Source organism: Methylobacterium sp. J-070, from assembly GCF_022829385.1.
Lineage (GTDB): Bacteria > Pseudomonadota > Alphaproteobacteria > Rhizobiales > Beijerinckiaceae > Methylobacterium.
Genome location: NZ_JAKSXX010000170.1, coordinates 1 through 2,478, shown reverse-complemented (window position 1 = coordinate 2,478; position 2,478 = coordinate 1). Strand labels below are relative to the sequence as shown.

Below are 2,478 nucleotides of genomic sequence, written 5' to 3'. Positions count from 1 at the left end.
GGTAGATGGTCGTCTGAGCGTCCCGTGCGGGCTGCTAAATGTGCGCCGCGTAGCGCAGGTAGGTCCTTCTCCGGCTCTTCTGCGCGGTTCCCTCAGGTGAAGTTCCGCGCACATGGCCAAGTTCCGATTACGGCGCTCTGTCTGGAGGCGCTGCGGTCACTCCCAGGGTGCCGGAGCATCCTTCCGCATCGCGTCGTAGTCCCAAACAAGCTGATGAAGTGCGGCAGTCGTCCTCACTGCGTCCCGGCCGACCCGCGCTGCGGCTGCATCGTGCGCAGGCGGCGCTCGCCGTAGCGGTGACCTCGAAACAGTGGTCCTCTAAGCCTACAGGTCGCCACCTCCGGCATCGGGCGGCAAGCGCGTCCGGATGGTCAGGACGGCCTTGTCACCTGCGCGCTTGGCGGCGTCGGCAGTCGGGTAGCGGTGCTCCGAGGTCTGAAGGAGCGGTCCGTCCCAACCGTCGTAGATCGACCAGGTCCAAGGGTCGCCTGGACCATCGACGCGCTCGATCTCAAGGTGAGGGGTAGGTAAGGGCTGTGTCACGTCACTGCGCCGCCTTGTGCCGCATCGAATAACCGTAGCGGTCGCCAAACCACGCCACTGTCGCTCGCGCTCCATCGCGGATGTCGGGTTCGTCGGAAGCCGCCATCTCGGCGACCACGGACGCAAAGCTGCCGCTCTCGCCTATGAGGCAGTCGAGGAGGCGCTTGGCTTCGGCCTCGATCTCCTCTTCCGACATACCGGCGAAGGGGTCGGCCTTCCGTGACGCCTCCAGCTTGACGACGCGCGCCTCGATCTCCTTCAGCCTCACGACCACGCCTCCCCGGGGATGAACCCCTCGCGAGCCAGCAGTGCGGCCGCCCAAGCGTCGCGCTCGGGGTCGACCGGCTCGCCCGCCTCGGCCTGCCGGAGGACAGCGATCAGGCCGTCCAACTCCTCATCTGTGTAGCGGTGCGGGCCGGGCTTGAGGTTCGGGTTCAGCAGCTCCAGCCGGACGATGCGGCTCTTGATGTCGTGCAGCTTCATCGGCGGATCCCTTCAATCTCGGCGAGGCGACGGCTCAGGTCTGCCGCCGTGATGGCGTCGATGTGGGCCGAGACCGCCTTGCCGATGTCGGCCGCCTCAGACGGCGTGATCTCGCCCGACGACACGGCCCGCAGGAGAGCAGCGGTCGCCTTCGGCAGGTCGTCGGCCGTCTCGATCGTCGGCAGATCGAAGGTGATCGACCGGTCCCGGCGGGGCGAAAGCAGGCGGTCCAGGCACAGCTTCATCGCGCCGCCATCGCCGGCCAGCGCCTGCTCGATGGCCTTGCGGGATAGGGCTTCCGCCTCGCCCTCGAAGATCGCCTCCAGGGCCAGCGTGGAGCGGTTGCGGGAGCCGCGGGGGCGGCCGGCGGGGTTGCCGGACTGACCGGGCTCGAACTGAGTTTCTTCCTTGGGCATCACGGGCACCCCTAGTGGGCGGTCCTGTAGACTACAGGATGAATACAGGATACCGATAGATAGCACCGACCAAGAGGTTTCACGACTGTGAACCCCCGATCCCGTGCCACGCCATCTCCAGGACGATCACGCGCCAGCCCGCGTGCGTCGGGTCCATCTCGGCGATCTCCACCTCCAGCGCTGTGCAGGGCGTGACCTATCCGGCGCAGCTCGGCGCGGCATGCGGTCCCGACCGGATCCACGGCGAGGCCTGGCACGTCGAGGGCATCGTCCGAGGGCAGTGCCAAGGTAACGACCCACGGCCGTCCCTTCGACCAATCGGGGTTGGCGGCCGCACTGTGTTCCCGCTCACCCGCCACGATGACACGCAGCAGGGCGTCGGCGGCGGCTTCGAGGCTTGTGACGGCCGAAAGATGCCAACTTTGCCCACTTGGGCGCTCGCGCGTGCGCGAGGCGGTCATCACAGCTCCTCCAGCTCGGCCTCGAAGGCGGCCATCTCGGCATCGGTGGCGGCGACAGCCGAGCACCAGGCGAAGTGAACCGGGATCGGCATGGCGTAGGCCGGCACCCGGTAGGATCCGAGCGCGTCGCGGCGGGTCTCGGTGCCGACATCTACGATCAGCCCATTATCGAGCAAGCGGCGCAGGGTCTTCGGGGAACAGGCCGGGGGCTCGCCGCAGCCGACCCGGTTGAGGGCGCGGCGCTCGGCCGACGTGCGGCCAGGGTGGGGAAGGCGGTCGGGGTCGGGCTTGCGGGGCATGGTAGCTCCTCAGGCTGCGGGACGGTTCAGGGCGGCGTAGCTTGCCAGGACGTGCCGGCGATCGGTGACGACGCGGACCGCAGAAAGACAGGGTGCAAATTCACGAATGCCGGGCACACCCGTAGCTATGGAGCCGCACGAGTTCATCGGCATTGCCGCCCTGGCAGCCGCCTCCGCTCTGGCCGCAGTCGGCTTCTGGCTGATCGTCGCCGCGATCTTGAGCCTGCCGGCTGACCCGGGCGATCCGCTCATCCAGAACATTGTGGCGGTGCTACA

The 2,478-nt window shown here is 67.9% G+C and carries 4 protein-coding genes; all 4 read right to left on the bottom strand.

The genetic code is table 11. From position 1 onward, the window contains the following. Nucleotides 1-544: 544 nt before the first annotated feature. The 4 genes from MKL01_RS18765 to MKL01_RS18750 all read right to left on the bottom strand — a co-directional run bounded on the left by MKL01_RS18765 (nt 545) and on the right by MKL01_RS18750 (nt 2,202). A complete protein-coding gene (locus tag MKL01_RS18765) occupies nt 545-811 on the bottom strand; it encodes a synembryn (protein WP_243906725.1) in 267 nt (88 codons plus the stop codon). Next, a complete protein-coding gene (locus MKL01_RS18760) occupies nt 808-1,026 on the bottom strand; it encodes a hypothetical protein (protein WP_243906724.1) in 219 nt (72 codons plus the stop codon). The genes MKL01_RS18765 and MKL01_RS18760 overlap by 4 nt, the downstream gene beginning before the upstream one ends. Next, nucleotides 1,023-1,442 carry a DUF5681 domain-containing protein gene (locus MKL01_RS18755; RefSeq protein ID WP_243906723.1) on the bottom strand — a complete coding sequence of 140 codons (420 nt, stop codon included), beginning with the start codon at nt 1,440-1,442 and terminating at the stop codon, nt 1,023-1,025. The genes MKL01_RS18760 and MKL01_RS18755 overlap by 4 nt, the downstream gene beginning before the upstream one ends. A 460-nt stretch (nt 1,443-1,902) precedes the next feature. After that, complete coding sequence (locus MKL01_RS18750) at nt 1,903-2,202, bottom strand: hypothetical protein (RefSeq protein WP_243906722.1); 300 nt, start codon at nt 2,200-2,202, stop codon at nt 1,903-1,905. Between the last annotated feature and the right edge of the window lie 276 nt (nt 2,203-2,478).

Excerpts from the sequence above, each read along its gene's own strand:
- MKL01_RS18755 (WP_243906723.1), bottom strand. The coding sequence starts at position 1,442 with ATGCCCAAGGAAGAAACTCAGTTCGAGCCCGGTCAGTCCGGCAACCCC.
- MKL01_RS18750 (WP_243906722.1), bottom strand. The coding sequence starts at position 2,202 with ATGCCCCGCAAGCCCGACCCCGACCGCCTTCCCCACCCTGGCCGCACG.
- MKL01_RS18760 (WP_243906724.1), bottom strand. The coding sequence starts at position 1,026 with ATGAAGCTGCACGACATCAAGAGCCGCATCGTCCGGCTGGAGCTGCTG.